Origin of the sequence: Roseomonas sp. BN140053 (genome assembly GCF_047690175.1) — a bacterium.
Taxonomy (GTDB): domain Bacteria; phylum Pseudomonadota; class Alphaproteobacteria; order Acetobacterales; family Acetobacteraceae; genus Roseomonas.
Genome location: NZ_JBLLEB010000006.1, coordinates 180,367 through 200,741 on the forward strand (window position 1 = coordinate 180,367; position 20,375 = coordinate 200,741).

20 protein-coding genes and 1 pseudogene are annotated in these 20,375 nt (G+C 73.1%); 8 read left to right on the forward strand and 13 right to left on the reverse strand.

Annotation, left to right across the window (positions count from 1 at the left end; translation table 11 throughout):
* Positions 1 to 53: 53 nt before the first annotated feature.
* From ACLIBK_RS08855 to purC, 3 genes are read right to left on the reverse strand one after another with little or no spacing between them, the layout of a single operon-like run.
* Positions 54 to 284: a hypothetical protein gene (locus ACLIBK_RS08855; RefSeq protein WP_415386877.1), complete on the reverse strand. Its 231-nt coding sequence runs from the start codon at positions 282 to 284 to the stop codon at positions 54 to 56.
* A 35-nt stretch (positions 285 to 319) separates the two neighbouring features.
* Positions 320 to 583, reverse strand: a complete 264-nt coding sequence (gene purS / locus ACLIBK_RS08860; protein WP_415386878.1) for a phosphoribosylformylglycinamidine synthase subunit PurS — start codon at positions 581 to 583, stop codon at positions 320 to 322.
* On the reverse strand, positions 580 to 1,344 hold the full coding sequence (purC, locus tag ACLIBK_RS08865; protein WP_415386879.1) for a phosphoribosylaminoimidazolesuccinocarboxamide synthase: 765 nt from the start codon (positions 1,342 to 1,344) through the stop codon (positions 580 to 582). Before purC ends, purS begins: the two co-directional genes overlap by 4 nt.
* Positions 1,345 to 1,636: 292 nt before the next feature.
* Here purC and ACLIBK_RS08870 point away from each other — a divergent pair, with 292 nt between their 5' ends.
* Positions 1,637 to 2,176: a hypothetical protein gene (locus tag ACLIBK_RS08870; RefSeq protein ID WP_415386880.1), complete on the forward strand. Its 540-nt coding sequence runs from the start codon at positions 1,637 to 1,639 to the stop codon at positions 2,174 to 2,176.
* Between the two features lie 89 nt (positions 2,177 to 2,265).
* Positions 2,266 to 3,204 (forward strand): hypothetical protein, encoded by a 939-nt coding sequence (locus ACLIBK_RS08875; RefSeq protein WP_415386881.1) that lies wholly within the window; start codon positions 2,266 to 2,268, stop codon positions 3,202 to 3,204.
* A 155-nt stretch (positions 3,205 to 3,359) separates the two neighbouring features.
* Here the strand turns inward: ACLIBK_RS08875 and ACLIBK_RS08880 are convergent, their stop codons facing one another.
* From ACLIBK_RS08880 to purB, 5 genes are all read right to left on the reverse strand, one after another.
* Entirely contained in the window at positions 3,360 to 4,103 is a 744-nt protein-coding gene (locus ACLIBK_RS08880) for an NRDE family protein (RefSeq protein WP_415386882.1), read from the reverse strand.
* Positions 4,104 to 4,166: 63 nt separating this feature from the next.
* Complete coding sequence (locus ACLIBK_RS08885) at positions 4,167 to 4,493, reverse strand: hypothetical protein (protein ID WP_415386883.1); 327 nt, start codon at positions 4,491 to 4,493, stop codon at positions 4,167 to 4,169.
* A gap of 367 nt (positions 4,494 to 4,860) precedes the next feature.
* Positions 4,861 to 5,538, reverse strand: a complete 678-nt coding sequence (locus tag ACLIBK_RS08890) for a hypothetical protein (RefSeq protein ID WP_415386884.1) — start codon at positions 5,536 to 5,538, stop codon at positions 4,861 to 4,863.
* A gap of 491 nt (positions 5,539 to 6,029) precedes the next feature.
* The gene (locus ACLIBK_RS08895) at positions 6,030 to 7,175 is read right to left on the reverse strand and encodes a DSD1 family PLP-dependent enzyme (protein ID WP_415386885.1); all 1,146 of its coding nucleotides are present in this window, start codon (positions 7,173 to 7,175) and stop codon (positions 6,030 to 6,032) included.
* A 70-nt stretch (positions 7,176 to 7,245) separates the two neighbouring features.
* Entirely contained in the window at positions 7,246 to 8,595 is a 1,350-nt protein-coding gene (gene purB, locus ACLIBK_RS08900; protein ID WP_415386886.1) for an adenylosuccinate lyase, read from the reverse strand.
* 230 nt (positions 8,596 to 8,825) lie between these two features.
* Between purB and ACLIBK_RS08905 the strand changes: the two are divergent.
* The 3 genes and pseudogenes from ACLIBK_RS08905 to ACLIBK_RS08915 form a co-directional block, all read left to right on the forward strand.
* Positions 8,826 to 9,449 (forward strand): annotated as a pseudogene (locus ACLIBK_RS08905) (TerC family protein); the annotation flags it as partial.
* Between the two features lie 376 nt (positions 9,450 to 9,825).
* Entirely contained in the window at positions 9,826 to 10,473 is a 648-nt protein-coding gene (locus tag ACLIBK_RS08910; protein WP_415386887.1) for a YjbE family putative metal transport protein, read from the forward strand.
* On the forward strand, positions 10,470 to 11,048 hold the full coding sequence (locus ACLIBK_RS08915; protein ID WP_415386888.1) for a hypothetical protein: 579 nt from the start codon (positions 10,470 to 10,472) through the stop codon (positions 11,046 to 11,048). The genes ACLIBK_RS08910 and ACLIBK_RS08915 overlap by 4 nt, the downstream gene beginning before the upstream one ends.
* 60 nt (positions 11,049 to 11,108) lie before the next feature.
* On the opposite strand, the gene ACLIBK_RS08920 is transcribed toward ACLIBK_RS08915, so the two are convergent.
* From ACLIBK_RS08920 to radC, 3 genes are all read right to left on the reverse strand, one after another.
* On the reverse strand, positions 11,109 to 12,467 hold the full coding sequence (locus tag ACLIBK_RS08920) for a DUF4214 domain-containing protein (RefSeq protein WP_415386889.1): 1,359 nt from the start codon (positions 12,465 to 12,467) through the stop codon (positions 11,109 to 11,111).
* 394 nt (positions 12,468 to 12,861) lie between these two features.
* Positions 12,862 to 13,821 (reverse strand): S1C family serine protease, encoded by a 960-nt coding sequence (locus ACLIBK_RS08925; RefSeq protein WP_415386890.1) that lies wholly within the window; start codon positions 13,819 to 13,821, stop codon positions 12,862 to 12,864.
* Between the two features lie 160 nt (positions 13,822 to 13,981).
* Positions 13,982 to 14,728 carry a RadC family protein gene (radC, locus tag ACLIBK_RS08930; protein WP_415386891.1) on the reverse strand — a complete coding sequence of 249 codons (747 nt, stop codon included), beginning with the start codon at positions 14,726 to 14,728 and terminating at the stop codon, positions 13,982 to 13,984.
* A gap of 123 nt (positions 14,729 to 14,851) precedes the next feature.
* Between radC and ACLIBK_RS08935 the strand changes: the two genes are divergently transcribed.
* Positions 14,852 to 15,748, forward strand: a complete 897-nt coding sequence (locus tag ACLIBK_RS08935; protein ID WP_415386892.1) for an alpha/beta hydrolase — start codon at positions 14,852 to 14,854, stop codon at positions 15,746 to 15,748.
* A gap of 126 nt (positions 15,749 to 15,874) precedes the next feature.
* Positions 15,875 to 16,741 (forward strand): PhzF family phenazine biosynthesis protein, encoded by an 867-nt coding sequence (locus tag ACLIBK_RS08940; protein WP_415386893.1) that lies wholly within the window; start codon positions 15,875 to 15,877, stop codon positions 16,739 to 16,741.
* A 209-nt stretch (positions 16,742 to 16,950) separates the two neighbouring features.
* Here ACLIBK_RS08940 and ACLIBK_RS08945 read toward each other — a convergent pair whose 3' ends face one another.
* Complete coding sequence (locus tag ACLIBK_RS08945; RefSeq protein ID WP_415386894.1) at positions 16,951 to 17,709, reverse strand: carbonic anhydrase; 759 nt, start codon at positions 17,707 to 17,709, stop codon at positions 16,951 to 16,953.
* Between the two features lie 14 nt (positions 17,710 to 17,723).
* On the reverse strand, positions 17,724 to 18,530 hold the full coding sequence (map, locus tag ACLIBK_RS08950) for a type I methionyl aminopeptidase (protein ID WP_415386895.1): 807 nt from the start codon (positions 18,528 to 18,530) through the stop codon (positions 17,724 to 17,726).
* 65 nt (positions 18,531 to 18,595) lie between these two features.
* Between map and ACLIBK_RS08955 the strand changes: the two genes are divergently transcribed.
* Positions 18,596 to 20,023 (forward strand): MFS transporter, encoded by a 1,428-nt coding sequence (locus ACLIBK_RS08955; protein ID WP_415386896.1) that lies wholly within the window; start codon positions 18,596 to 18,598, stop codon positions 20,021 to 20,023.
* Positions 20,024 to 20,375: the final 352 nt, after the last annotated feature.

Consider the following 20,375-nt stretch of genomic DNA (forward strand, 5'->3'; position numbering starts at 1 on the left):
GTGCGGCGGCCGGGGGTGGCGGGCCGCGGCGGTGGGGTGGCGGGCGGCGGCGGTCACTGCTGCAGGATGCGCAGCCAGTGCAGGCCGCCCAGGATGGCGATGGTGGCCACCGCGGCGATGGCGGCGGCGGTGACCCAGCGGTCCAGCCCGGCCTTGCCGCGGGCGAGCAGGCCGGGGCGGCGCTTGCCGGGCAGGGCGGCGGTGGCGCGCGGGGTGCGCCAGCGCAGGCCCATGGAGACCAGCACGGTCAGCACCAGCATCAGCAGCAGGGATGCCTTGACCATGGCGAGTCAGGGCGTCCCGGCGGCGGCGGGCTGGGTCACGCGCCCAGGACCTCGACGCGGAAGCTCTCGATCACCGTGTTGGCGAGGAGGCGGCGGGCCATCTCTTCGGCCGCGGTCTGGGCGCGGGCGGGGTCGGTTTCGGCCAGTTCCAGCTCGATCACCTTGCCGGCGCGGACTTCTTCGACGCCGGAGAAGCCGAGGCTGCCGAGGGCGTGGGCGATGGCCTTGCCTTCCGGGTCCAGCACGCCCTGCTTGGGCATCACGGTGACGCGGGCCTTGAGGCGGGGGGCGGCGGTCACTGCATCAGCTCCGGGCCCTTGAGGTCGCGCACCCCGGCTTCGGGGAGGATGCCGAGGCGGCGGGCGACTTCCTGGTAGCCTTCCTCGACCTTGCCGAGGTCGCGGCGGAAGCGGTCCTTGTCCATCTTCTCGCCGGTCTTGAGGTCCCACAGGCGGCAGTTGTCGGGGGAAATCTCGTCGGCCAGGACGATCCGCATCTCATCGTTCTCGTAGAGGCGGCCGAATTCCAGCTTGAAGTCCACGAGCGTGATGCCGACGCCCATGAAGAGGCCGGTGAGGAAGTCGTTCACCCGCAGGGACAGCTGGACCATGTCGTCGAGGTCCTGGGTGCCGGCCCAGCCGAAGCAGGTGATGTGCTCCTCGCTGACCATGGGGTCGTTGAGGCCGTCGTTCTTGTAATAATATTCGACGATGGAGCGCGGCAGGCGCTGGCCCTCGGGGATGCCCAGGCGGGTGGCGAGGGAGCCGGCGGCGACGTTGCGGATCACCACCTCCAGCGGAATGATCTCCACCTCGCGGATCAGCTGCTCGCGCATGTTGAGGCGGCGGACGAAGTGGGTGGGGACGCCGATCTCACCGAGTTTGGTCATCAGGTGTTCGCTGATGCGGTTGTTGAGCACGCCCTTGCCGGTGATGGTGCCCTTCTTGGCGCCGTTGCCCGAGGTGGCGTCGTCCTTGAAGTACTGGACCAGCGTGCCCGGCTCCGGACCCTCGAACAGGATCTTCGCCTTGCCTTCGTAGAGCTGCCGCCGTCGGGCCATCGTGTGTTCGTCCGAATGCTTCCGGGCGCTGGCCGGGGGGAACCCGGCAGCGCGCAGCCCGTGGCTATACCAGGGGTCCCCCCCGGGTGCCACCTGCCGGGTGGGGCGGGGAGGGCTGCCCGGCGCGGGGCTGGGCTGCGGGTGGCGGAAAGGGGGGAGGTCTGAGGGGGCGCTGAGAGATCGTGCCGCGGTTGCACAAAGCAACCCAACGGATGGGCCACTTCGTCGTTATGCCTCCACGCGGCACCGAACAGGCGCCGCGCTCACAGGTCAAGAAGCAAGAGGACGACGCATGAGGACGACCATCACCGGCTTTGCGTTGCTGGCGGCACTGGCGGCGGCTCCTGCCGTCGTGGCGCAGACCACGGGCCAGCCGGGCACCATCGGCACGCCGACCAGCCCGGGCGGCGGCGGCTCCAGCCTGGCGCAGGGCACCCCCGGCACCACCAACCCCTCCGCCACCGTGCCGGGCACCACCGGGACGGGCACGACCGGCACCACCGGCGCGGGCACGACGGGGACGGGCACGGCGGGCAGCGGCAGCTCGGCCACCACCGGCAGCACCGCGGGCGGCCCGCCCAGCACCGGCGGTGCCAATGCCCCCGGCACCAACAGCCCGCCGACCACCACCACCCCGGCGGCCGGTGCCAATAGCTTCACCGAAGGGCAGGCCCGTTCGCGCATCGAGGCGGCCGGCTATTCCGACGTGACCGGGCTGCGCAAGGACGATGCCGGCGTGTGGCGCGGCCGCGCGACGCGCAACGGCACCTCCGCGGAAGTGGGCCTGGACTTCCAGGGCAACGTCGTGACCGGCGCCGCCCCGGCGCGCTGATCGCCCGACGCGACGCTTCACCGCCGCCCGCGCCCCATCCCCGGGGCCAACGGGCGGCGGTTCATCCGACACAGGAAAGGCAGATCATCATGGCCACCCGTACCATTACCCGTATGTTCGACAGCCACGACCACGCGCTCGCCGCGGTGCGTGACCTGGAAGCCGCGGGCTTTTCCCACGACGACGTCAGCCTGATCGCCAGCAACAGCTCCGGCCAGTACGGCAGCGACACCTCCACCGCGGGCACCCGCGTGGCCGATGCGGCCGATGACGACGCGGGCAGCGGCGCCGGCATCGGCGCGACCCTGGGCACCGTGCTGGGCGGCGGCGCCGGCCTGGCGGCGGGCCTCGGCGCGCTGGCGATCCCCGGCATTGGCCCGATCGTGGCGGCCGGCTGGCTGGTGGCGGCGCTGACCGGCGCGGGCGCCGGCGCGGCGGCGGGCGGGCTGCTGGGCGGCCTGACCGGCGCGGGCGTCGATGCGGCCGAGGCCCCGGTCTATGCCGAGGGCGTGCGCCGCGGCGGCAACCTCGTCACGGTGCGCACGGACGAGACCCGCGCCGCGCAGGCGGAGTCGATCCTGGCCAGCCACAACCCGGTGGACGTGTCCTCGCGTGAGGCCGACTACCGCGCCGGCGGCTGGACCGGCTACACGGACGACGCCCCCGACGGCACGCCCGGCAACCCGCCGGGCACCATGGCCAGCCGCGGTCTCGACCAGGTCGCCGGCACCAACACCAGCGGCGCCTATCCCGGCAACGAGGCCGGCCGCCGCACCAGCACCGTCGGCGGCACCACCGGGTCCAGCGACCCGCTGAACACGGCCGGCCGTCCGGACGGCACGCCCGGCAACCCGCCCGGCACCATGGCCAGCCGCGCGGTGGACCAGGTCGCCGGCACCAACGTCAGCGGCGCCTACCCGAACCAGTCCGACGGCACCCCGGCGAACCCGCCGGGTACCGCGGCGGAGCGGGCGACGGACCGCACGCTGGGCACCAACACCTCCGGCACCAACCCGACGCGCACCTGATCGCGCGCCGGTTGCGGCGGCGGCGACCCGGTTCGTGCCGGGTCGCTGTCCGGCGCGGCGGGAGGTGGCCGGGCCTGCCCTGCGGGGGTGGCCCGGCCTTCGAGACGATCGCGGAGCACCGTTCCCGGCCCTGGCCGGCAGCGGTGCTTTCGTGTTCAGCCGACGGCCGTCGGGCCGGTGCCGAGGATCTCGGCGAAGGGCGCGCTGCCCGCCGGGCCGGGGGCGAAGCGCCAGCTGCGGCGGCCATCGGCCGCCAGGGCCAGGAGGCTGGAACACACGGTTCCGAAGCCCGCCACCGGCGCGACGCGCAGCGCAGCGGCGGGACCGTCCTCGCCACCATCGGCCGCCAGCAGGGATTCCCAGTGGCGCCAGTCGCCGCGGTCCGGATCGGGCGGCGGCGCGGCGCGGAACCGCGGCAAGTTGCGGCGCACGCGCGGGCTGGATGGGTCGTTGGGGTCGTGCGCGGTGACCATGGACACGCCCTCGGGCAGCGGCTCGGCGGTGATGCGGCCCTCGCCGGTCCAGCGCAAAAAGAAGGCCGCGCCGGCATCGGCCAGCACGAGGTTGAAGGAGCGCCAGCCGCTGCCGTCCAGCGCCGCGATCTGCCAGGCCGCCGTGGCAGCGTCCGGCGCGGCCGCGGCCAGGAGCGGCAGCTCGCCGCGCGAGCGCTTGCCGGGCTGCGGCCCCAGGCTGCCCGGGCGGTTCAGCACCGCGGCCACCACCCCGGATTCGCCCAGCGCCATCCAGGTGCCGCCGGCCAGCCGGTCCCGCCCGGCGATCACGCCGGGCCAGAAGGGGCCGGGCGGGTCCCAGGGGCGGTCGAGCCGCTCGTCGCGGTTGGCGGCCAGCAGCAGCGGCCAGGGATGGCCGGGGCGGCGCAGGAGCAGGACGGTGCACACGCCGGGCAGCTTTCCGTCGCCCGGCCGGTGCCGTCCAGGGTGGCGCGCACCCGCGGCCGCGGCTCAGTAGCGGTAATAGGTGCCCGGGCGCACGTAATAGACCGGCGGGGGTGGGGGCGGCGCGTAGTAGTAGACCGGCGGGGGCGGTGGCGGGGGCGCGTAGTAGTAGGGCGGCGGCCGGCGGTGCCAGCGCGGCGGCGGGGGCGGCGGCGGGCCCCAGTGTCGGCGCGGCGGGCCGTCCCAGCCCCATTCCACCGGCAGGGTTAGCGACGCGGCCGGGGGCTGCACCTGGGTTTCGGGTTGCGGCCGGGGCGGCGAAGCCTGGGCGGCACCGGCCGCGGCGGCGCAGAGCAGCGCGGCACCGGCGAGCACGGGAAGATGGCGGATCATGGCGAAGGCGGCTCCTTCAAACTGGCCGCAAGCTGGGCTGCGCGTTTGGCACCATCAGGGCGGTGATTGCCCAGATTTTGCCGTGCTGGCGGGAACGGCGCCCGTCATGGCCGCGCGTGGTCGCGGGGCGCGGGACGGCGCGACAACCGGCCGGGCACCGTCGCGGCGGCGGCCCCGCCACACCCGCCCGGGGTCTCGTGGTGGACCCCGGGACATGCCGGGGCAGGGCGAGGGCGCGGCCAACGATGGGCTGGCGTTCGGTCGTGACCCGCAGCCCTTTCCGGGCGCGGCGGGGCGGGAAGACGGCCGGGGCCGCGCCCGGCGTCACGCCCGGAACGGCCCCGGCCCGCGACGGTTCGGCGGGTTCTCAGTCCCGGCCGGCGACGTCGCCGGCATCACCCTTTAGCACGGTATTGTCCGGCCAAGTCTGGGTGAGCTTCAGGCCCGCGGCGTTGCCGCGCAGAAGGGTGACCGCCCCCCTGACATTGTTGATGCAGGTGACGCCGTCGATCGTTTGCACCTTGATCACCTTATCCTTTCCGACCTGGGGGTCGTTCTTGGGACTCACGGCGCTCCTGCCTGTCTTGTTCGTCGGCGTGATCTGTCGCGTGGCCTTGGAATAGGTGAAGGCCCCCAGGGAGGGCTGGTTGATCGGGGTCCTGCAGCACGTCCAGTAGAGGTGGAAGGAACCGCCGAACTCCTGCTGCAGGAAGGCGATGAGGGAGGTCAGGGAGGTTGCGAAGTCGCTCCTGGGCTGCAGCAGGTAGCACCCGGCCTTGTCGGCGCGGCCCATCATGGCCTCACCCTTCATGCTCATGATCACCGAGCTGTCGGGGCAGAGATAATGCTCCCGGTATTTTTCGCCGGTCGTCTTGGTTTCCGCCCACTGCGCGGCCTCGCCCTTTATGAGCGCTGTGCTCACGCCCAGCTGGCTGTTGTAGCCCGGCGCGACAGCCCAGGAGAGGGTGACACCCGCCGGGATGTCGCGCTCCTCGCCCTTCAACCGCATCCTGCCATGGCCCGCGACGAACACGTTGGTGGTCACGATCGGTGGTTCCTTTCGGGTGACGGCGCGCCGGGCGGCCCGGCAGCCGGCCGGGCGGCACGCTGGCCCGTGGCCGCGGTTCTGCGGCCGCAATGACCGCCCGGTGGCGGGTGCCCGGGTCGGAGAAGCGCGGGTGGATAACAGTGCCGGAGCGGACGTAAGCAGGGCGGCCCGCCTTTCACCACGGCCGCGCGTGGTGCTTCCTGGAAGTTCCAGGATATTCCCCGGATTCCTGCGCGGCGCCGGCCGCCCGCGGCCCGGACCGGGAAGGTGGGTGGGACGCAGCGGTCAAGTTCCGGCCGCCTACGGCTTCCCTTCGCGGGGGCGCCGGGTGGCCCACGCGGCGATGGGCAACCGTGCCGCCCAGCCGGTCGCGATCACGCGCCGTCGCGGCACGGCGACGGAGCCGCACCTGCCAGCCGCGCCGGCAGCGCGCCCCCCCGGGCCGGCGCCCCCCGGCGGCCGCGGCGCGGTGCGCCGGCGGCCCGTTCTCACCAGCCGCCGAAGCGGGACCAACGCGCCAGGGGTGCCCCGGCCTCGGCCGGCAGCACGGCGTAGTCGCCGAACTGCGCCGCCGTGGCGCAGGCGTGGTTGGGCAGGATGCGCAGCCGCGTGCCGACGGGAAGCTCGGGCAGGACCTTCGTGCTGCCCGGGCGCAGGCTCAGCGTCCCGTGCTCCTGGCTGGCGGCGGACATGACGAGGTCGCCGAGCACGCGGCCCTCGGCATCGCAGACCAGGCCGTAGCCCTGGTCGACGGCCTGGGTCGCCGTGCCGCGGTCGCGCGACATCGCCATCCAGCCCGCATCCACCAGGATCCAGCCCCGCTCGCGCTGGTGCCCGATCACCGTGGCGAGCACCGAGAGGGCGATGTCGTCCGTGGAGCACACGCCGATGCCGGCCATCACGAGGTCGAAGAAGACGTAGACGCCGGCCCGGACCTCGGTGACGCCGTCCAGGTTGCGCGCGGCATGCGCGGTGGGGGTGGAGCCGACGCTGACGGTGGGGCAGGGCAGCCCGGCCGCCCGCAGGGTTTCCGCGGCGCGGACGGCGGCCGCGCGCTCGCGCTCCGCGAAGGCGGCGTGGGCCTCGTCGCCCGACACGCCGTAGCTTTCGCCGGCATGGGTGAGGACGCCGCGCAGTGCGGCGCCGCCGGCGTGCAGGATGCGGCCGATGGCGGGCAGGGCGGGGTCGTCGGGGCGCAGGCCGGCGCGGTGGCCGTCGCTGTCGATCTCGATCAGCACCGGGATCGGGTCGCCGGCGGCGCGGGAGGCTGCGGCCACGGCCTCGGCCTGCTCGCGGGAATCCAGGATCACCGACAGGTCGCAGCCGGTGGCGCGCAGGGCGAGGACGCGGTTTAGCTTTCCCGGCGCGATGCCCACCGCGTAGAGGATGTCGGGGATGCCGGCGGCGGCGAAAACCTCGGCCTCCTGCAGGGTCGAGACGGTGGCGGGGCCGTTGCCGCCGGCCAACACGCGGCGTGCCACCTCGACGGATTTGACGGTTTTCAGGTGCGGGCGCAGCGAAACGCCGTGCGGCGCGAGGCGGGCGCGCAGCCGGGCGACGTTGCGCAGCATACGGGCCTCGTCGAGCACGAGCTGCGGCGTCGGCAGCTCGCCCAGGCGGTCGGCATCGGTCATGGGCGGGAACTCCTGGGCGCCCCCGCGAACAGGGCGCGGGGGCAGCCGGCGGGTGGGAGGGCGGGGGCGCTCAGCGCGCCGCGTCGCCTTCCGCGAAGACCCGGGCCAGGGTGGCGTCGACGTGGACGAAGTCCTTGCGCGGGTCCATCGCCGCGTCCAGCGCCGCCGCGTCCAGCCGGGCGGAGACTTCGGCGTCGCGCAGCAGCTCGTCGCGGAAGGAACGGCCCTCGGGGGTGCCGAGGGCTTCCCAGGTGGCCATGGCGGCGCGCTGCACGGCGCGATAGCTGTCCTCGCGCGCCAGCCCGGCCTGGGTCAGGGCCAGCAGCACCTTCTGGCTGTGCACCACGCCGCCCAGGGATTCCAGGTTGGCGCGCATGCGCTGCGGGTACACCGTCAGCTTGTCCATCATCCCCGCGGTGCGCATCAGGGCGAAGTCCAGGGTGATCGTGGCGTCGGGGCCGATCACCCGCTCCACGCTGCTGTGGCTGATGTCGCGTTCGTGCCACAGCGCCACGTTTTCCAGCGCCGGCACGGCGTAGCCGCGCACGATGCGCGCCAGCCCGGTGAGGTTCTCGCTCAGCACCGGGTTGCGCTTGTGCGGCATGGCCGAGGAGCCCTTCTGCCCGGGGTGGAAGTATTCTTCCGCCTCGCGCACCTCGGAGCGCTGGAGGTGGCGGACTTCCGTGGCCAGGCGCTCGATGCCGCTGGCCACCACGGCCAGGGCGCAGAAGAAGGCGGCGTGGCGGTCGCGTGGGATCACCTGGGTCGAGACGGGCTCGGGCCGCAGGCCGAGGTGGCGGGCGACATGCGCTTCCACGCGCGGGTCCACGGCGGCGAAGGTGCCCACGGCGCCGGACACGGCGGCGGTGGCCACTTCCTCACGCGCGGCGACGAGGCGGGCGCGGCCGCGGGAGAATTCCGCCCAGTGGCCGGCGAGCTTGAGGCCGAAGGTGGTGGGCTCGGCATGGATGCCGTGGGAGCGGCCGATGGTGGGGGTGTGGGCGTGCTCCTCCGCCCGGCGGCGCAGGGCGGCCAGCACCGCGTCGGTGTCGGCGATCAGCAGGTCGGCGGCGCGGGTGAGCTGCACGCTGAGGCAGGTGTCCAGCACGTCCGAGGAGGTGAGGCCCTGATGGAGGAAGCGCGCCTCGGGGCCGATTCCCTCGCCCAGCCAGGTCAGGAAGGCGATCACGTCGTGGCGGGTTTCGCGCTCGATGGCGTCGATGCGCTCCAGGTCGGCGGCGGAGATATTGGCGACCCGGGCGGCGCCGCGGTCGCGGATGGCGCGGGCGGCTTCGGCCGGCACGGTGCCCAGCTCGGCCATCGCTTCGGTCGCCAGGGCTTCGATCTCGAACCAGATGCGGAAGCGGTTCTCGGGGGACCAGATCGCCGTCATCTCGGGGCGGGAATAGCGGGGAACCATGGGGCCTCCTGGATACGCGGCGGGTTCCCCGCGGCGCGCCGGAAGAACGGCGGCGGGCGGGGAAGCGGCGCTTCCGTGGCGCGGGCGGGGGCGCGCGTCAATCGGGGATCGCGCCGCGGCGTGCGGGGGGAAGCATTGCCGAATGATTGCGGGTTGTTTATGCGCGTTCGGCTCACCCCGGTGCCGGCGCGGCGCCGAGGCTTTCGGTGCCTGCAGGAGGGAACGCCCAAATGACGATGGACTGGTTCATAGCCCTCGGTCAGGTGCTGCTGATCGACCTGGTGCTGGCGGGCGACAATGCCATCGTGGTGGGTATGGCCGCGGCCGGCCTGCCGCCGGACCAGCGGCGCAAGGCGATCCTGTGGGGTATCGGCGCCGCCACCCTGATGCGGATCGGCTTCGCCGCGATCACCACGCAGCTGCTGGCCATCGTCGGCCTGACCTTCGTGGGCGGTCTGCTGCTGCTCTGGGTCTGCTGGAAGATGTACCGCGAGCTGCGGCATTCCCAGGAGCAGGCGGCGCATGCGGCGGTGGCGCAGGACGCGGTCGAGGGCGAGGCGCCCGCGCCGGGCGGCAAGCGGAAGACGCTGGGCCAGGCAATCATTCAGATCCTGGTGGCCGACGTGTCCATGAGCCTGGACAACGTGCTGGCGGTGGCCGGGGCGGCCAAGGACCACCTGGACGTGCTGGTGGTGGGCCTGGCGATCTCGGTGGTGCTGATGGGCGTCGCGGCGACCTTTATCGCCCGGCTGCTGGAGCGCTTCCGCTGGATCGCCTGGGTCGGCCTGCTGGTGATCCTCTACGTCGCCGTGAACATGATCCTGGAAGGCACGCACGAGGTCACCGAGAGGGTGCCCGATGCCTATGCCTACCTGCTGCTGCCGATGGGCTACCTGGCGCAGCCCGGGCTGTTCAGCGCCTGGGTCTGGGTGGGCGCCACGGTGGTGCAGGTGGCGGCGATCTCCGCCGTGGTGGTGGGTGTGCTGAACGCGCTGCGTCCCCGCCGTGCCTGATCTGCGGCGGGCCTGACCTGCGCCGCGCGGGCTGGGGCGCCGCGCTCCGCCGGGGCGCGGCCATGGGCCCGGTTTCCGGCCTGCGGACGTGGCGGCCCGGCCGGGAGCGCACGCCGCGCAGGCTTCACGCGCGTCCTGCTCTGCCCTAGCGTCCGGCCCGTTCACGAGGGGGGCGGCTGCCGCAGCGGCGCGGCCGTGGCCTGCAGAGGAGACGCGCATGGAATCGCTGACCGGGGCACTTCCCGGGCTTCTGGAGATCATCTGGCTCAATATCATCCTGTCCGGTGACAACGCGGTGGTGATCGGCCTCGCCGCCGCCGGGCTGCCGGCGGCGCAGCGCAGCAAGGCCGTGCTGTTCGGCATCGTCGCCGCGGCCGTGCTGCGCATCGTCTTCTCGATCTTCGCGAGCTACCTGCTGGCGCTGTGGTGGATCGACCTCGTGGGCGGCCTGGCGCTGCTCTACATCGCCTGGAACTTCGTAGCCGAGCTGCGCCACTCCAAGGAGGAGGACGCGGCCGAAGGGCACACCGCGCCCGACAAGACGCTGGTGCAGGCGCTGTGGCAGATCGTGGTGGCCGACGTGTCCATGAGCCTGGACAACGTCCTGGCGGTGGCGGCCGTGGCGCGTTCCAACCTGACGCTGCTGATCGTGGGCCTGGCCATCTCCATCGTGATGATGGGCCTGCTGGGCGGGCTGCTGGCCAAGGTGCTGGACCGCTACAAGTGGATCGCCTGGATCGGCGTGGCGCTGATCATCTATATCGGCCTGGAACTGCTGTGGGAGGGCGTGATCATGGCCAATGCCGCGCTGACCCTGGGCCTGCCGGTGCCGGCCCCGCATGTCGCCGCGGAGGTGGCGCATTGAGGGCCGCGCCCGCCCTGCTGCTGCTGGCGCTGGCCGCCGGCTGCGCCCCGCCGGCGGATGCGCCCGGCGCGGGTACGGCGGGCTGGCTGCCGCTGGCCGAGGCGCTGCGGCGCCTGCCGGCGGAGGCCGCGGGCTTTCGCCGGGGTAGCGCGGTGGACGCGCCCGGCCTGGGGCCGGAAGCGCGCACGGTGGACTACGCCACGCCGTCGCGGGCCGCGGCGGCGCAGGTGTCGCTGTTCGACCGCGGCAATCCCGCCCCGGATGAGGCCGCGGCGGCGGTTGAGCTGGACGCGGCGGTGCGCGACGCCACCGCCCTGCCGGTGGAGCGCACCGGCCGCAGCCTGGTGGAACTGTCCCGCCGGCAGGTGCCCGTGCCCGGCGGCGGGCCGCTGAGCTGCGCCGTGCTGGACGGGCGCTTCGGGCGCAACCCGGTGGAGCGTCATGTGTGCCTGGGCGTGGCGGGCGGGCGGCTGCTGCGGGTGCAGGTCACCGTGCCGGACGTGCCGCTGCGCGGCGGGCCGGTGGACCCGGATGCCTTCGCCGTGCAGGTCGCCTCGGCACTGCGGGCGCGGTGAGGGGAGGAGATACGCGGGCCCTGGCCGGCCCGGGTATTGCCGGTCCTTCCCGTCGTCGGCTCAGGCCAGCAGGAAGCCGTCATTGGGCATGGTCGGGGCGAGCAGCGCGATGTGCTCCGGACTCTCGGAGAAGCCGAGCACCACGTCCACGCGGGCGGTGGTGCGGAGCACGCCCTCGTAATAATCCAGTTCCGCCGGGGTGGCGGCACGGTCCAGTGCGTTCTGGTACAGGGCGGAGGCGAAGCCCCGGTCGTCCAGCGTGCCGTAGCGGGCCTGGAACTCCGGGGCGGCGACGAAGCCCAGGGCGACGTCGCGCAGGGTGGCGGCACCGCTTTCCAGCCGTTCGTCGTGATAGGCGAGGCCGGCGGCATCCGGCAGCCGGCCGAGTACGGTGTCGTAGAGGCGCGCGACCTGCGCCGCTTCCCAGTCCCGCACCCAGAGCCCGTTCACTACCGCGCCGCGGGTGTTGTTGATGTTCTCAGGGCTCTCAGAGAAACCCAGGAGCACGCCGCCCCGGCCGATCGTGGGGATGCTGTTGACGTGGTAGGCGATCTCCGCGCCGGAGCCTTCGCGGTGCAGGACGTTGCGGTAGAGCTGCGCCACGAAGCCGTTGTCATCCAACACCCCGTAGGTGGCGGCAAATTCGGGAGAGCCGACGAAGCTGCCGGCCACCTGCGACAGGCTGGCGCCGCCGGCCCGGCCCAGGATCCCGTCCTCGACCGCTTCCAGTTGGAAGGACAGGCCGTGCGCATCCGGCACGCGGTTGAAGGCCGCCTGGTAGAGCCGGTAGACCTGCGCGCTGATGTCCTGCTGGTCCCTGGTGTAGCGGCCGTCGACGAACTCGTAAGCCTCGATGCTGTTCAGGACGGAGAAGCTCGTGTCGGAGGATGCGGGGTTGAGGCCGGGAAAGAAATTCGGGGCCAGGCGCACGGGGACGTCGCGCATCAGCGTGTCGATGCCGACCCCACCGTAAACGCGCTCGCCCGTGCCGTTGCCCGGGTTCAGCCAGTCGTTGCCGTCATCGCCGGACAGGAAGTCTCCGGTTTGGCCGCCGAGCAGCAGATCCACGCCGGTGCCGCCGCGCAACTCGTCCCCGCCGACATCGCCGACCAGCGTGTCGTCACCCACGTCGCCTCTCAGCTCGTCGTTGCCGCCCTGCCCGAGCAGGACGTCATTGCCGTCGCCGCCGTCGAGGTAGTCGTCACCCTCGCCGCCCTGCACCGTGTCGTTCGCGGCCTGGCCATAGATGGCATCGGCGCCGAACTGACCATTCAGGAAGTCGTTGCCGAGCCCTCCGTTGATCCGGTCATTGCCGCCGCCGCCGAAAACCTGGTCATCGCCGGCAAGGGCGTTGATGACGTCGCTCCCCTCGGTGCCGTTCAGCACTTCCGGGTTGTCGGTGCCGGTGATCGAGGCCATGACAGGCTCCTTGATGGCGTTCCTGGGGGATCATGGAGGCTTGGAGCCGACCTTTCGGGAGTCATTCCGTTAACGCAAGATAAAATCCGTCAAAGGTTGCGCAAATCTGGACGCGCCCCACGGCCCAGACGGCTGGGGGAACTGGCCCGGTGAGGTCAGTGGTGCCGCGCCGACTTGCCGGAGCCGGTCCGCATCGCTGGACATGGCCGACGCACTGCAGGGGACCGCGAACGGCGTTCAGGCCCGCGCCGGGATGACGCGGTCAGCCCGGAACAGGTCCGGCCCAGGAGCCGGAAAAGGGACGCCCGGGGAGCTTCCGGCCCTGCCGCCGGAGGGCAGGACTGCGTGCCCCGGCGAGGCTGCCGTCGCCTCGTAGCGCTGCTGCGCCGGCGCTTCAGCCCATGCAGCGCAGGAACAGCACCGAGGGGTGCACCAGCTCGCCCACCTCGGCGGCGCTGCGGGTCGGGCCGCTGGTGGCGGTTTGCGGCCGCACGTTCTGACGGCGCAGGAAATCCAACGCCTCGTTGCCCTTCACCGCGAAGTTCACGTTCTGCGGGATGTCGCCGGTGCGCTGGGCGATGCGCTGGGCGTTCAGCTTGCTCACGATCACGCCCATCACGTTGCCCGAAGCGTCCAGCAGCGGCCCGCCGGAATTGCCGGGCTGCACGGGGGCGGAAATCTGGAACTGCGACTGGTTATCGCTCAGCCCCGTCAGTGCCGACACGTCGCCGGTGGTCAGGGTGGGGCCGGAGGACAGCATCCCCGCCAGGGGAAAGCCGTAGGTCACCACCGCGTCGCCGCGGCGCACCTCCGGCCCGGCGCGAAAGGTCAGGCCGGGGCCGGCATCCTGGCCCAGCTCGATCAGGGCGAGGTCCTTGTCCTCGTCCGTGGCGCGCACGCTGGCCTCGATGTCGCGGCCCTGGGCGTTGCGGGCGCGCAGCGACCGGCATTCCCGCACCACGTGGTTGTTGGTCAGCGCCTGCCGTGCCGAGATCAGGAAGCCGGTGCCGGAGGACACCATGCGCGCCGGCGGCCGCTCGTTCGGGCCCAGCGGCGGCGGCTTGCCGGCCAGCGAGGGCTGCGGCGCGGCCCCGCGCGGCGCCGGCGCGGCATTGCCGGCGCGGCCGCGCGGCGTGGGAGCGGGCGAGGGCGCGGCATCGGCCGGGGGCGGCTTGCCGGCGGCGCTGCCGGGCGCGCCGGGGATGGGAACGGGGGCGCCGGGAATCGGCACGCTGGGAAGGGGGTTCCCGGGCATCGGCACGCCGGCCGGGGGGGGCTTGGGCTGCGCCAGCACCGGCGAGGCCGCGAGAAGCGCCAGGACCGGCAGGGCCGGACGGGGGAGGGGAAGACGCATGGGCGTGAGCCTGCGCGGGCGGCGCGCGGGAATCAACGGCGGCCGCGGCAAAGCCGCGTGAGGCGGCCGGGGCGCGGGTAATGCCGGCCGGGTGCGGGCAGCACCGCGCGCCAGCTGGCGGGAACCACCGGGGGGAGGCACCCGCCCGGCGGCCGGTGCCTCACAGCAGGCCTTCGCGCCGGAAGCTGAGGTGACGGCCGTTGCCCATGATCAGGTGGTCGTGCACCACCACGCCCAGGATGGCCGCAGCCTTGCGGATTTCCTCCGTCATCTCGAGGTCGGCGCGGGAGGGCGTGGGGTCGCCGCTGGGGTGGTTGTGCACCAGGATCACCGCGGTCGCCTGCAGCTCCAGGCAGCGCTTCACCACCTCGCGCGGGTAGACGGGGGTGTGGTTCACCGTGCCGCGGGCCTGGGCTTCGTCGGCCAGGAGGCGGTTCTTGCTGTCCAGGAACAGCACGCGGAACTGTTCCACCGTTTCCCGCGACAGCGCCGCGGTCAGGTAGCCCAGCAGCTTCTCCCAGTTGTTCAGCACCGGGCGCTCGCGCACCTCCTCGGCCAGCAGGCGCAGGGCGGCGGCGCGCACCAGGCGCAGCGAGGCCAGCACCGCGTCGCCCACGCCAGCGACCTCGCGCAGCTCCGGTTCCGGGGCGGAGACGGCGTTGCCGAAGGAGCCGAAGCGGGCGATCAGCGCCTTGGCCAGGGGCTTGGTGTCGGCGCGGGGCATGGCGGCGAAGAGCAGCATTTCCAGCAGCTCGTAATCCGCCAGCGCTTCGGGGCCGCCGCGCAGCAGGCGTTCGCGCAGGCGCTTGCGGTGGCCTTCGGGGCCGCTGGGCAGGGCGGGCGACACCGTGGCGGTCGTGAACAGCGCCGGGGGTTCCGGCGTGAAGGCCAGGCTCGCTTCCTCCATGCCGAAGCGTTTGCCCGTGCCGCGAATCCCTGCCGCTCCCCACAGCCGGTGCGAGTGGAGCACGCGCCGCCGCGCCGCGTCGAGCGGCTTCCGCCGGAGGTGGGGAGGGTGGAAAAGCCCGGGATGACCAGCCTGCGCGCGACCCTGCTCATCTCCGTGCTCCGCCTCCTCCGCGCCAAGCGCTGGCTGGACGACCCCGAGCGGTTCTGGCCGATCGTGCGCCGGCTGGCGGAAAAGGGTCCCGCCGAGCCCGGACGGCGGCGGGAACGCGCCCTGCTGATCCGGCGGGAGCGGGTGGCGGGGCATCTCGTTTTCGTGGCCGGCCCGCGTGAGGGTGGTTCGGGGGCGCGCCTCCTGTTCCTGCATGGCGGCGCCTACGTGCTGCACCTGCAATCCGTTCATTGGCGGCTGATCGAGGATCTGGTGTCGCGCACCGGCGCCACGGTGGTGGCGCCGATCTATCCGCTGGCGCCGGGCGCCGGCTGGCACGAGATCTCCGCCCTCGTCCGCACCGTGTACGACGGGCTGGTGGCGGAACGGGGGGCGGAGGCGGTGTCGGTGCTGGGCGACAGCGCGGGGGGCGGGCTGACGCTGGCCTTCGCCATGGCGCTGCGCGATGCCGGGGTGCCGCTGCCGCGCCGGCTGGTGCTGCTGTCGCCCTGGCTGGATGTTTCCGCCTCCGGTCCGGGGCAGCCGGCGCTGGACCGGCGAGACCCGCTGCTCGGGCTGCACGGGGCGAAGGAGGTGGGGCGGGTTTATGCCCGGGCCAGCGGGATGGCGCCGGAGGACCCGCGCGTCAGCCCGCTCTTCGGGCGGCTGGCGGGGCTGCCGCCGATCCTGCTGCTGACCGGCACGCGCGACATCCTCAACGCCGAGGCGCATCGGCTGCACGCGGCGGCGCGGGCCGAGGGCGCGCCGCTGAGCCTGCGCGAATACCCGGAGATGATCCACGATTGGATGACCCTGCCGCTGCCGGAAGGACGGCGGGCGCTGGACGAGGTGGCGGCGTTTCTGGCCTGACGGCGACGCGTCGCGCTGTTCGGCGCGCGGCGGGACCTGCTAGGAACCGGGCCCGCGATCGTGCCGGCGCCGTGGGCAGCCGCCGCCGGACGCGCGGAAACAGGTTGATGGCGCGCGGAGGGCAGGATGAGCAGGGCCTTTAAGGTGGTGGACGCTTTCTCGTCCCGGCCGTTTCTGGGCAATCCCGTGGCCGTGGTGCTGGATGCCGAAGGACTGGACACGGCGGCCATGCAGGCCATCGCCGGCTGGACCAACCTGTCGGAAACGACCTTCGTGCTGCCGCCCGGCACGCCCGGGGCGGATTACCGGCTGCGGATCTTCACGCCGCGCAGCGAACTGCCCTTTGCCGGGCATCCGACGCTGGGCACGGCGCACGCGATGCTGGAAGCGGGGCGGGTGACGCCGCGCGACGGGCAGCTGGTGCAGGAATGCGCCGTCGGCCTCGTGCGGCTTGCCGTGGCCGGCGAGGGGGCGGAGCGCCGCCTGACGCTGGAACTGCCGTCCGCCACGGTGACGCCGCTGGGGGCGGCGGACATCGCGGAGCTGGAGGCCATCCTGGGCCAGCGCGTGGAGGCCGGGGCCGCGCCGTCGGTGGTGAATGTCGGCGCCGTCTGGGTGGTGGCGCAGCTGGCCGATGCGGCCGCGGTGCTGGCCCTGCAGCCGGATCTCGCGCGCTCGGCGGCCTTCGAGCGGCGGCTGGGGGTCACGGGCGTGACGGTGTTCGGCCAGGGCGAGGGAACGGGGATCGAGGTCCGCTCCTTCGCGCCCTCCGGCGGCGTGCCGGAGGACCCGGTTTGCGGCAGCGGCAATGGCAGCGTGGCGGTGTTCCGGCGGGAACGGGGGCTGTTGCCGCCGGGCGGAGCCGACTACCTGGCCACCCAGGGCCGCTGCGTCGGCCGCGACGGGCGCGTCGCGGTGCGGGTGGCGGCGGGCGGCCAGGTTTCGGTCGGTGGTGCCTGCGTCACCTGCGTGGACGGGGTGCTCGCCCGCTGAGCCGCCGCGGCCGGGCCCGGCCGGTCAGGGCCGCGCGGGTCCGACGCGGGGGGGCCAGCGGCACCGGCCGAACCGGCGCGTCGAGGGGTGTTCCGCAAGCTGCTGGACAGCGGCATGGCGGGCGAGAACATCGGCGCGCCATGCCGGTCCTCGCCGTCGGGCATCGCCGCGACGCCCGAACGTCGCTGGCCGGCTTGGGCGCGGATGGGTCAGCCTGACGGACACTCTTGTCTGAGCATCCGGCCGTCCGGGGAAGAGGGATCAGCCCGGCAGGGGCAGGGGGCTGCGGTCGGCTCGTCGGAGGTCCAGCCTTCCGGCCCTTCCGACAGGGCGTGGAAACGGCCGCTCGCCTCGTCCAGGCGGCGCAGCACGCCGTCGGCCACGTCGAACCAGACCCCGTGCACGGCAAGGCTGCCTTGCGCCTCGCGCTGGGCCAGCCAGGGAAAGGAACGGAGGTTGCGCAGCGACTGGCGGATGGAGGCGAACTCCATCGCCTGCTGGTCGTCCAGCGGGTCGCAGCCTTCGCACACCAGGGCCAGTTCGCGGGCGGGGGCGAGGAGGTCCATCCAGCGGGCCACGAAATCGCCGTGCGAGGCGTCGATGCCGCGCTGCTGGTTGTCCCGGAAGGCGCGCACGCCGCCGCAGGACGCGTGGCCGAGCACCACGACGTGCTGCACCTCCAGCGTGCGGACGGCGAACTCGATGGCGGCGGAGGTGCCGTGGTAGTTGGCATCGGGTTGGTAGGGGGGGACGAGGTTGGCGACGTTGCGCACCACCAGCATCTCGCCGGGGTCGGCGTCGAACACCACCTCGGGCGCCACGCGGCTGTCGACGCAGGCGATCATCAGCACCTGCGGGCTCTGCCCGGCGGCGGCCAGTTCCGCGTAGTGCTGGCGCTCGCGCCGGAAGCGGGTGTGACGGAAGCCACGATAGCCCTCGATCAGGCGCAGCGGGAAGTCGGCGGACATTCGCGGCGGGCCGCTCAGGCCGCGAAGCTCGGCTTGTCCAGCCCGGCGGGGGAGAGCGTGAAGATCTCGCACCCCGTGGCGGTGACGCCCACCATGTGCTCGTACTGGGCGGACATGGAGCGGTCGCGGGTCACGGCGGTCCAGCCGTCGTCCAGCACCTTCACCTCCGGGCGGCCGGCATTCACCATCGGCTCGATGGTAAAGAACATGCCCTCCTTCAGCACCGGGCCTTCGCCGCGGCGGCCGAAATGCAGCACGTTGGGCGGCGCGTGGAAGGTGCGGCCGATGCCGTGGCCGCAGAAGTCCCGCACCACGGAGAAGCGGTTCTTCTCCACGAAGCTCTGGATGGCGTGGCCGATGTCGCCCAGCGTGGCGCCGGGCTTCACCACGGCGATGCCGCGCATCAGGCTCTCATAAGTGACCTCGAGCAGCAGGCGCGCCTTGGTGGAGGGGGTGCCCGCCACGTACATGCGCGAGGTGTCGCCGTGCCAGCCGTCCAGGATGGGGGTGACGTCGATGTTCAACACGTCGCCCTCGGCCAGCCGGCGGTCGCCGGGGATGCCGTGGCAGACGACGTGGTTGATGGAGATACAGGAGCTTTTCGGGTAGCCGCGATAGCCCAGCGTCGCCGGGGTGGCGCCGCGTTCCACCATGAAGTCGTGGCACAGCTTGTCCAGGGCATCGGTGGTGATGCCGGGCTGGACGTGCGGCCCGATCATGTCCAGGCATTCGGCGGCCAGCCGGCCGGCGCGCCGCATTCCTTCGAAGTCATCGGGGCCATGCAGCGGGATCCGCCGGGCCTCACCTGCCGCTTGCTCCATGGCAGCGAAAATGCGGCCCGGCGGCGTGGCTTGCAAGGCCGGGGCGGCAGGCGCAAGGGGAATGGGTGACCCGCGAGCGCATCAATTGGCGGAAAGATCCGCGAGCCACGGCGGCCATCGTCGCCAGTGCCCTGTTCATGCAGAACCTGGACAGCAGCGTGGTGGCCACGGCCCTGCCGGCCATGGCGCGGGACCTCGAATCCACGCCCGTGCACCTTTCGGCGGCGATCACCTCCTATCTCGTGGCGCTGACGGTGTTCGTGCCGGTGTCGGGCTGGGTGGCGGACCGCTACGGCGCCAAGCGGGTGTTCCTGTGGGCGATCGCGGTGTTCGTGGCCGCCTCCATGGCCTGCGGCCTGTCGCAGAACCTGCCGCAACTGATCCTGGCCCGGGTGGTGCAGGGGCTGGGCGGGGCCATGATGGTGCCCGTGGCCCGGCTGCTGCTGCTGCGGCAGGTCAACAAGGAGGACCTAGTCCGCGCCACCACCTGGCTGACCATGCCGGGCCTGCTGGGGCCGATCATGGGGCCGCCGCTGGGCGGCTTCCTGACCGATACCCTGAGCTGGCACTGGGTGTTCTGGATCAACCTGCCGGTGGGGCTGCTGGGGCTGGTGCTGGCCTGGCGCTTCATCACGCCGCCGCCGCAGGACCGGCCGCCGCGGCTGGACGTGGTGGGCGTGCTGCTGGTGGGGCTGTCGCTGGCCGCGCTGATGGCCGGGCTGGAAACCATAGGTCGCGAGCTGATCCCGCCGCCCTGGCCGGCGCTGCTGCTGGGCGCGGGCGCCGTGCTGGGCGTGCTGGCGGTGCGGCATTGCCGGCGCGTGCCGCACCCGGCGGTGGACCTGACGCTGCTGCGCTTCCCTGCCTTCCAGTCCGCCGTCGTGGCGGGGACGCTGTTCAGGCTGGGCGCGGGGGCGACGCCCTTCCTGGTGCCGCTGACCCTGCAGCTGGGCTTCGGGGCCTCGGCGACCACCTCGGGGCTGGTCTCGCTCGCCTCGGCGCTGGGGGCACTGGGGATGAAGCCGGTGGTGCGGCCGGTGCTGCGCCGCTTCGGCTTCCGCAACACGCTGATCTGGAACACCGTGTTCCAGGCCCTGGCGATCGCCGGGCTGGCGCTGCTGACGCCGGCCTGGCCGCTGGCAGGAGTGTTCGTGCTGCTGGCGGTGGGCGGGGTGTTCCGCTCCCTCCATTTCACCTCGCTCAACTCGCTCGCCTATGCCGAAATCCCGCAGCCCCGCCTCAGCGCCGCCACCAGCCTGTATTCCACCGCCCAGCAGCTTTCCATGGCGCTGGGCGTGGTCACCGGCTCCACCGCGCTGACCGCGGCCGTGGCCCTGTCCGGCCAATCCGGGCCCAGCCTGGGCAGCTTCGCCATCGCCTTCCTGGCGGTGGCCGCCATCACGCTGATCTCCATCCCCATGGTCATGCGCCTGCCCCCCGACGCCGGCGCCGCCGTGTCCGGCCACCAACCCAAGGCGGCCGGCAAGGGCTGAGCCGCCGCCGGTCGTCGTCGTTGGTGGAGGTCTGGTCCGGGTGGGGCGGTTGGTCCTGGGTTGGCTGACCGAGGCCAGGGGCGCTGCCCCTGGACCCCGCCGGGGAGTTACGAACTCCCCGGACCCCGCGTTGAGTGCCTCCGGCGGGGGCGGGTTGGCTGAGGGCAGTCATTGAGGATCGCGTTGTCCGGCCCGCCCCCGCCGGAGGCACTCATGAGGTCGAGGAGCCTAGGGTGTGTGACTGAAGTGAGTGATGGGCTGGGTGTGATGGGGGTTTTCTGGCCGTGCCACTCTGAAAGTGTTCGACGCTTTCGGGGATGGCACGGCCATGACCAGGTCCAGCCTGGACGAC

Excerpts from the sequence above, each read along its gene's own strand:
- ACLIBK_RS08925 (WP_415386890.1), bottom strand. The coding sequence starts at position 13,821 with ATGCGTCTTCCCCTCCCCCGTCCGGCCCTGCCGGTCCTGGCGCTTCTC.
- radC (WP_415386891.1), bottom strand. The coding sequence starts at position 14,728 with ATGGAGGAAGCGAGCCTGGCCTTCACGCCGGAACCCCCGGCGCTGTTC.
- map (WP_415386895.1), bottom strand. The coding sequence starts at position 18,530 with ATGGAGCAAGCGGCAGGTGAGGCCCGGCGGATCCCGCTGCATGGCCCC.
- ACLIBK_RS08895 (WP_415386885.1), bottom strand. The coding sequence starts at position 7,175 with ATGACCGATGCCGACCGCCTGGGCGAGCTGCCGACGCCGCAGCTCGTG.
- ACLIBK_RS08935 (WP_415386892.1), top strand. The coding sequence starts at position 14,852 with ATGACCAGCCTGCGCGCGACCCTGCTCATCTCCGTGCTCCGCCTCCTC.
- ACLIBK_RS08875 (WP_415386881.1), top strand. The coding sequence starts at position 2,266 with ATGGCCACCCGTACCATTACCCGTATGTTCGACAGCCACGACCACGCG.
- ACLIBK_RS08870 (WP_415386880.1), top strand. The coding sequence starts at position 1,637 with ATGAGGACGACCATCACCGGCTTTGCGTTGCTGGCGGCACTGGCGGCG.
- ACLIBK_RS08920 (WP_415386889.1), bottom strand. The coding sequence starts at position 12,467 with ATGGCCTCGATCACCGGCACCGACAACCCGGAAGTGCTGAACGGCACC.
- ACLIBK_RS08885 (WP_415386883.1), bottom strand. The coding sequence starts at position 4,493 with ATGATCCGCCATCTTCCCGTGCTCGCCGGTGCCGCGCTGCTCTGCGCC.
- ACLIBK_RS08945 (WP_415386894.1), bottom strand. The coding sequence starts at position 17,709 with ATGTCCGCCGACTTCCCGCTGCGCCTGATCGAGGGCTATCGTGGCTTC.
- ACLIBK_RS08855 (WP_415386877.1), bottom strand. The coding sequence starts at position 284 with ATGGTCAAGGCATCCCTGCTGCTGATGCTGGTGCTGACCGTGCTGGTC.
- ACLIBK_RS08910 (WP_415386887.1), top strand. The coding sequence starts at position 9,826 with ATGGAATCGCTGACCGGGGCACTTCCCGGGCTTCTGGAGATCATCTGG.
- purB (WP_415386886.1), bottom strand. The coding sequence starts at position 8,595 with ATGGTTCCCCGCTATTCCCGCCCCGAGATGACGGCGATCTGGTCCCCC.
- ACLIBK_RS08940 (WP_415386893.1), top strand. The coding sequence starts at position 15,875 with ATGAGCAGGGCCTTTAAGGTGGTGGACGCTTTCTCGTCCCGGCCGTTT.
- purC (WP_415386879.1), bottom strand. The coding sequence starts at position 1,344 with ATGGCCCGACGGCGGCAGCTCTACGAAGGCAAGGCGAAGATCCTGTTC.